Here is a 6,970-nt window from a genome sequence, read left to right as displayed (position 1 = left end):
GAGGTGATCCGGTTGCGTGGCGGTTGGGCTGTGCCCCTTCTTGGCGCGTCCTCCGATGGGGCCTTCTCCGGAGGCGCCCCTTCTGACGAGGGCGCCCCTCCCCCCTTGCGGGGGAGGGCAGGGAGGGGGGTGAAACGGGTGCCGCCTGTGGCCGGTTGGATGAAGGCGGAGTTGCCGTGGTGAGGGGGTGGCTCAAAGTTGAGTGTATCGAATAAGTATAAAAAGAATCCGTATTGTCTCTGCCCTCCGGATCACCGCTGATCTCGGAGCTTATCTGCGTTTAAATTACCGCGTTACGCTCAAAAATATTGCGATACATCAATTGTATGCTTGCATCGCACCATGGACATCTGCTTATCTTGCCTAAGATAATGCTGCCGAAAAGGTGGCTCCAGAAGGAGAACGGGACATGAAGACCTCTTTGATCGCCGTGGGTGCGGTGATGGCGGCCCTGCTGTCCGCGCCGGCGCAGGCTGCCGACAAGCTGGTGGTGAGCACCTGGGGCGGCAGCTTTCGCGATCTGATCGCCGACACCATCGGCAAGAAGTTCACCGCCGAGACCGGCGTCGAGGTGGAATATATCACCGGCGGCACCATTGATCGGCTGAACAAGGCCAAGCTCGCCAAGGGATCGCCGGAGAGCGACATCACCTTCACCACCTCGCACGTGGGCTGGCTCTATGCCGGCGACAATCTGTTCGAGAAGCTGGACGAGACCAAGATCCCCAATGCCGCCAATCTGGTGGCCCAGGCCAAGGTCAGCCCCTATCACATCGGCACCTGGGGCTATGTCTACACCATCGGCTATCGCGCCGACCTGACCCCGAAGAACATCAAGTTCGACAGCTGGGGCGATCTGTGGAATCCCGAGCTGAAGGGCATGCTGGCGGCCCCCGATTTCGACCCCAGCCACATCATCGCGGTGTCGGCGCTGCTCTCCGGCGGCAGCCCGGCGGACTGGCAGAAGGGCGAGCAGAAGCTGCTGGCGCTGAAGCCCAATTTCAAGGCCTTCTATACCAATGACGCCAACTCGCAGCAGCTGATCGCCACGGGGGAAACCCCGGTGCAGATCATGCTGTCCATGAATGCTTATTACATGATCGGCCAGGGCGTGCCGATCACGGTGGCCACCCCCAAGGAGGGCGGCGTGCTGGGCGTGGATACGGTGGCGATCATGGCCGGCTCCAAGCAGCAGGCGCTGGCCTACAAGTTCATCAACATCGCCCTCGATCCGGCGGTGCAGGGCGAGATCGCCAAGCTCAAGAAGGGCTCGCCCACGGTGACCAATGCCAAGGTGGACCCGGAGATCGCCAAGCTCCCCGGCGTGCTCACCACCGCCGACCAGTGGTCGAAGCAGATCGTCATCGACCCCAAGCTGCGGGCCGAGAAGACCGCCGAATGGCGCAAGTGGTTCGCCGAGAACATGATGGGCAAGTGAGTCTCAGCTCACCATCGCCCTTGCCCGGCCGGTGATCCGGCCGGGCGTACCGGCGGCACCGCGACACCCGGCTTCCCCCTGGCTGCGCGGCGCCGCCGGCCTCCTTCTTCCGCAGGCGGCCCCATGAAGACACGCCCGTTCCTGGCCCTGTTCGTCTCCCCCGCCATGCTGGCCGCCGGCGCGCTGGTGGCGGCGATGGCGGCCATCCTGCAGTTCGCCTTCCGGGCCTTCGTGCCGGGGTCCATGGAGCCGGGCGGGTTCACCTTCGCCAATTTCACGGCGATGCTTCGGCCGCTTTATGCCGATGTGTTCCTACAGACGGTCGCAATCTGTCTCATGACTGCGCTGGCGACGCTGATTGTCGCGTATCCGCTGGCTTACGCCATTGTGCGATCCCGCTCCATCCCGTTGAAATCCTTTCTGTTGGTGACAGCATTGACCCCCATGTTCCTGGGGGAGGTGGTGCGCACTTATTCGTGGATCATCGTTTTGGGGAATTCCGGGTTCATCAATTCGATTTTGCTCGGTCTCCACATCGTCGACCGTCCGGTGCAGATGATGTTCACCACCTTCGGCGTGGTGGTGGCCTTGGTGCATGTGACCCTGCCGGTGATGGTCATCATGCTGGCCGCGGCCCTGTCCCATGTGGATCTGGACTATGAAAAAGCCGCCACCAGCCTCGGCGCCGGGCCGGTCCGCACCTTCCTGACCGTGACCTTGCCGCTGTCCATGCCGGGCATCGTCGCCGGCCTGACCACCGCCTTCGCCTGGACCTTCTCCGCCTTCGCCACCCCGCAGATGATCGGCGGCGGGCGGGTGCCCATGGTGTCTACCCTCATATACCAACTGGGTTTTTCGTCTTTCAACTTCCCCTTCGCCGCCGCGCTTTCGATCACCGCTTTGGCCCTCACGGTGGCGGTTCTGGCCCTGGCGCGGGCTGCCTTGAAGCCGCTTGAACGCCTGGGAGCCCATTGATGCGCCGGCCGCTCTCCCACCGCCTCATCACCTGGAGCTCGCGCCTGTTCGTGGCCCTGGTGGTGGCCTTCATCATCCTGCCGGCCTTTGTGGTGACGCTCTCGGCCTTCAACGACAAGGCCATCCTCACCTTCCCGCCCACCAGCTATTCTTTGCGCTGGTTCTACCGGGCGTTCTCCTACAAGGATTTCGCCCTCGGGTTCCAGAACGGCCTGATCATCACCGCCTTCGCCTCCACCATCGCCTTGGTGATCGGCACCGGATTTGCCTTCGCATTGGATCGCTATACGTTCCGGGCCAAGCGGACACTGGAGGGGATACTGGTCTCGCCTCTGGTGATCCCGCATTTCACCATCGGTCTGGGCTTCCTGATCCTGGCGGCACAGATCCAGGCCAACCGCACCTTTGCGGTGGTGATCCTCACCCATGTGGTGCTGGTGCTGCCCTTCGTCATGCGCTCGGTCTATGTCTCCTTGCGCAATCTAGACAGCCGCCTCGAACTGGCCGCCGCCAGCCTCGGCGCCCGGCCGGGGCGCGCGCTGGTAACGGTTACCTTGCCTTTGCTGCTGCCAGGGTTGGTGTCCGGCTGGCTGTTTGCGGCGATCCTGTCGTTCAATGAGTTCACCGCCTCGCTGTTCGTCACCGCCCAGGCCACCCAGACCTTGCCGGTGGCCATGTACAATTATGTCCGCGAATATGCCGACCCGACCCTGGCGGCGCTGTCCGTGGTCTATATCCTTGTGACGGCAACGCTTTTGACGCTCGCCAATGCATTCCTCGGCCTCGGAAAGGTGCTGAACGTTGAGCATGCCCGCTGAACGCATTCCCCCTGGCGCCCCCGCGCTCGCCCCCGGCGCCGTCGGGGTGCAGATCGACGGCGTCACCAAGCGCTTCGGCGCCTTCACCGCCTTGCACGAGGCCTGGCTGAAGATCGAGCAGGGCACCTTCATGACCCTGCTGGGCCCCTCCGGCTGCGGCAAGACCACGCTTTTGAACCTGCTGGCCGGCTTCCTGGAGAGCGACGGCGGCGAGATCTTCGTCGACGGTCAATTGATGACCGAGACCCCGCCCTATGCCCGCGAAATCGGGGTGGTGTTCCAGAACTACGCGCTCTTTCCCCATATGAGCGTGGCCAAGAATGTCGGCTATGGCCTCGCCGCCCGCGGCGTCCCCAAGGCGGAGATCGCCGCGCGGGTGGCGGATATGCTGGCTTTGGTGAAGCTCTCCGACTTCGGCCACCGCAAGCCAAAGGAACTCTCCGGCGGCCAGCAGCAGCGCGTCGCTCTGGCCCGCGCCTTGGTAATCCGGCCCAAGCTGCTGCTGCTGGATGAGCCGTTCTCGGCCCTGGACAAGAATCTGCGCGGCTCCATGCAGGTGGAACTGAAGGAGATCCAGCGCCGGCTGGGGGTCACCACCATCTTCGTCACCCATGACCAGGGCGAGGCGCTGTCCATGTCCGACCGCATCGCCGTGATGTCGGCGGGGCGTATTCGCCAGGTGGGCACGCCGGACGAGATCTATCGCCGCCCCACCGACCGGTTCGTCGCCTCGTTTGTGGGCGATATCAATGTCTTGCCGGCCCGCTTGGAGCGGCGTCTGGGCGACCAGGCAACCGTGCTGCTGGGCACCCTGCGGGTGGCGGTGCCGGCCGAAACCGTCGAAGGCCTCGCCCCCGGCGCCCCGGTGGATCTGTTCGTGCGGCCCGATGCCCTGAGCATCGGCGAGGCAGGTTCCGGCGTGCCGGGCACCATCGCCGCCCATGTCTATCAGGGCTCCCATGTGGACGTGGTGATCGACAGCCCGGCGGCACAGGGTGGGCGCCTGCTGGTGCGGGTGCCGGGCACCGAGGCCCCGGCGCGTTGGCCCGTCGGCCAGCCCGTGGGTGTCACCCCGGCCTCCGGCGGCGGCATCGCCTTTCCGCCGGAGGGGTGAGTGCTTCAGAAGGCGGGCGCCACCGACGGCACCCGCGCGCGGGCCTCATAGGCCGCCTGCTGCGGGGCATAGAGCGTCCAGAGGTGGCGCAGTTCGGCGATGGGGTCGTCGTGCCAGTCCACCCGCAGGTCCACCACGGGCCAGTCATAGGTCTGGGCCACATGCAGGCCGGCGGCATGCTCGTCTCCGGTTTCGCCGCCCGCGGCCAAGCCGGCCTCCAGGCCACGCAGCAGGCGCTCGGCCAGCGGCGGCGCCTCGTCGGCGGCGAAGGCGGCGAGCATGGCGGCGGGCACTTCGGGATCGGCCAGAAGATTGCCCAGCGCGATGCTGGCGGGCCCGACCGCCATGCCGACCAGGGGCAGGGCATGGGCGCCGGAGTGCCAGGCCACTTGGCCATAGCGGTCGATCACGCTGGCCTGGCGGTAGGCAGGTTCAGGGGTGCCGGCCAGCAGGGTGTCGAGCACCGCCTTGGCGCCGAGACCCTGGCGCAGCAAGGCAAGACCCGCGGGACCGAGGGCGGGGTCGGTGATGTTTTGTGTGGTGACCAGCCCCAGCGGCCCGACCCAGGCGCAGCGGCTGGCAACGCAGATGCTGGACGAGGTAATGGCGACGCCGAAAGCGCCCGTCTTTGGGCATCTTGCGGCAATAGAATAGGTCATTCAGGCTGTCCTTCGGTTTCTATCTTAGAAAGTGATGCTTTTTGATTATAATATAAGAGTATATATTATTTAAAAGTAGATTTTAACTTAAATTTTCTAATATGTTGCCTTCTTGTGTGGGTGGAAGGTGGAATTGCATTTCCTTTGAATTGTCGCTGTTGCCGGGATTCAATATCTGCAGCCGGGTGGCTGGTGCCGCGATGATCGGCTTTTGCCCCGGCTGTTGCACAAACGCCGGAGGGGGCCTCTATAGTCCCGTCGGCGTCAGCCGGGCGCGCGCTGAAACGCGGGTGCGCTGCCGTCGGCAGGGTTCCTGGCTCGCGTTCGGCCGGAACTGATTCCATTTCAGGGGAGGCCTGCTTGAACGATTACACCCGTTCCGCCGCGAAATTGACCCATGTGGGGGCGTTGACAGCCCTTGGGGCCGCGGTGGCCAAGGCCCATGAATTGGGCGTGCCGCAGAATATCTCCATCGTCGACGAGGGCGGCAACCTCCTGGCGTTCGTGCGTATGGATGGCGCCAAGCTGTTGTCGCGGGAAACCTCGGTATCCAAGGCCATCAGCGCCGCCTCCCATCGCCAGCCGACCTCGCGGCTGTTGCCGGAGCTGGAGGTCAAGCTGGCACTGGCCAGCGGCGGGCGGTTGACCAATCTGGAGGGCGGGCTGCCCATCCTCATGGGCGGGATCTGCGTCGGTGGTATCGGCGTCGGCTCCGGCACCGGGGCGCAGGATGTGGAAGTGGCCCGCGCTGCCCTGCGCGCCCTTGGTGCAGATGCGGTCTGACGCAGCGGTGATCGGAAAACTGCAAAAATCGGCACCTTGCCCCTGACAAAGGCCTGGACCCCTCCCTATATCCAACGCGCATGCCGTAAGGGCATGGGCTGCGCAGTTCCTGCGCGATCGAGGATGAACATGAGTGTTTTCAAGCGTCTGTCTGGGTTTGTCGCGGTCGTGGCGCTCGGCGCAGCCATGACGCTACCGGTGTTGGATGCGGCGGATGCGCGGCAGGGCGGCAGCATGGGCAGCCGCGGCTCGCGCACCTATCAGGCCCCGTCCAGCACCACTACGGCTCCGAACGCCAGCGCGCCGATCCAGCGCTCGACCACACCTTATAACCAGCAGGGCGCGGCTTCGACCGCTGCGGCCAGCCGTGGCGGTCTGTTCGGCGGCGGCTTCGCCGGCAATCTGATGCGCGGCCTGTTGATCGGCGGTCTGGTGGGCATGCTGTTCGGCGGCGGTCTGGGTGGCCTCTCGGGCTTCCTCGGTCTGCTGTTGCAGGCGGCGCTGCTGGCCGGCGTGGTGATGCTGGCGATGCGCTTCTTCGCCAATCGTCGCCAGCCGGCGCCTGCCGGTGCCCCCATGGCCCGTGACAATCAGGGCGGCATGTTCGGTGGCGGTGCCCCGAATGGTTCGTCCGGCAACGGTTCGTCCGGTCTTGGTGGCATGGGTGGTCTCGGTGGTGGTCTCGGCGGTGCCCTCGGCGGGCTGGGGGGCGGCCGTGGGCCGGCCCCGGTCAATGCGCCGCCGCGGGTGAAGGACGAATTGGGCATCAAGCCCGCGGACTTCGACGCCTTCGAGAAGACCCTCAGCGATGTCCAGGCGGCCTTCAGCCGCGAGGACCGGTCCGCCCTGGCCAATCTGGTGACCCCGGAAGTGCTGGGCTATCTGGAGGAAGAACTGCGCGCCAATGCGGAGCGCGGCCTGCGCAATCAGGTCAGCGACGTGAAGCTGCTGCAGGGCGACCTCTCCGAGGCCTGGCGCGAGGGTGCGCTGGAATATGCCACGGTGGCCATGCGCTACGAGGCCCGCGATACCCTGCGCGATCGCACCACCGGCGCGCTGGCGCCGGGCTCCAGCGATGCCCCGAGCCAGAGCGTCGAGCTGTGGACCTTCATCCGGCCCCGCGGCGCGCCGTGGAAGCTCTCGGCCATCCAGGAAGCCTGATCGGATCCGGCCCGGGCGTGCG

General features: G+C 65.3%; 7 protein-coding genes. 6 read left to right on the top strand and 1 reads right to left on the bottom strand.

Features of this window, described 5'->3' with window-relative positions; all coding sequences use genetic code 11:
* Positions 1-409 precede the first annotated feature (409 nt).
* From AAG816_RS27205 to AAG816_RS27190, 4 genes are all read left to right on the top strand, one after another.
* Positions 410-1,438, top strand: coding sequence for an ABC transporter substrate-binding protein (locus AAG816_RS27205; RefSeq protein ID WP_341992853.1), 1,029 nt, complete (start codon positions 410-412; stop codon positions 1,436-1,438).
* Between the two features lie 123 nt (positions 1,439-1,561).
* On the top strand, positions 1,562-2,413 hold the full coding sequence (locus tag AAG816_RS27200; protein WP_341992852.1) for an ABC transporter permease: 852 nt from the start codon (positions 1,562-1,564) through the stop codon (positions 2,411-2,413).
* Complete coding sequence (locus AAG816_RS27195; RefSeq protein ID WP_341992851.1) at positions 2,413-3,231, top strand: ABC transporter permease; 819 nt, start codon at positions 2,413-2,415, stop codon at positions 3,229-3,231. Before AAG816_RS27200 ends, AAG816_RS27195 begins: the two co-directional genes overlap by 1 nt.
* A complete protein-coding gene (locus tag AAG816_RS27190; RefSeq protein WP_341992850.1) occupies positions 3,221-4,345 on the top strand; it encodes an ABC transporter ATP-binding protein in 1,125 nt (374 codons plus the stop codon). The genes AAG816_RS27195 and AAG816_RS27190 overlap by 11 nt, the downstream gene beginning before the upstream one ends.
* A 5-nt stretch (positions 4,346-4,350) precedes the next feature.
* On the opposite strand, the gene AAG816_RS27185 is transcribed toward AAG816_RS27190, so the two are convergent.
* Positions 4,351-5,004, bottom strand: coding sequence for a DUF1028 domain-containing protein (locus AAG816_RS27185; protein WP_341992849.1), 654 nt, complete (start codon positions 5,002-5,004; stop codon positions 4,351-4,353).
* Positions 5,005-5,364: 360 nt separating this feature from the next.
* Between AAG816_RS27185 and AAG816_RS27180 the strand changes: the two genes are divergently transcribed.
* Positions 5,365-5,787, top strand: coding sequence for a heme-binding protein (locus AAG816_RS27180; RefSeq protein ID WP_341992848.1), 423 nt, complete (start codon positions 5,365-5,367; stop codon positions 5,785-5,787).
* A 129-nt stretch (positions 5,788-5,916) separates the two neighbouring features.
* Positions 5,917-6,948 (top strand): TIM44-like domain-containing protein, encoded by a 1,032-nt coding sequence (locus AAG816_RS27175; RefSeq protein WP_341992847.1) that lies wholly within the window; start codon positions 5,917-5,919, stop codon positions 6,946-6,948.
* Positions 6,949-6,970: the final 22 nt, after the last annotated feature.

The organism is Azorhizobium sp. AG788 (assembly GCF_943371865.1).
GTDB lineage: Bacteria > Pseudomonadota > Alphaproteobacteria > Rhizobiales > Xanthobacteraceae > Azorhizobium.
The sequence above is the reverse complement of the archived record's forward strand: the minus strand, read 5'-3'. Positions and strand labels throughout refer to the sequence as shown.